The organism is Flagellimonas flava (genome assembly GCF_050617915.1).
Taxonomy (GTDB): Bacteria; Bacteroidota; Bacteroidia; order Flavobacteriales; family Flavobacteriaceae; genus Flagellimonas; species Flagellimonas flava_A.
This window is the reverse complement of sequence record NZ_JBODQE010000037.1, coordinates 1-302: the sequence shown is the minus strand read 5'-3', so window position 1 is coordinate 302 and position 302 is coordinate 1. Positions and strand designations below refer to the sequence as shown.

1 pseudogene is annotated in these 302 nt (G+C 42.7%); it reads left to right on the top strand.

What is annotated here, in order from left to right:
- Window positions 1–302: pseudogene (locus ACRHOZ_RS20885) on the top strand (biopolymer transporter ExbD); the annotation flags it as partial.

The following is a 302-nucleotide window of genomic DNA, read 5'->3' as shown; positions in this document are numbered from 1 at the left end:
AAAAGCCGCCATGGACTTTCTTGAAAATGGAGCGGATGGTACCTGCAACTACTGCAAGTGACGTAAAGATCCAGCTTCCTCGGATAACCCATCCAAAGCGGTTATCTCTCTAAAGAACGATAGGGAAACCAAGTACAGTACCTATATCACCGTTCAGAATGAGTTGGTAGGAGCTTACAACGACCTTAGGAACAGAGAAGCCCAAAGAATCTTTGGTAGATCATTTCTAGAAATGGAAGGGGAGTATCTCGATCCAAAAAACAAAGATTTATTTACAGCATCGCAGTTGGAAAAACTGAAGG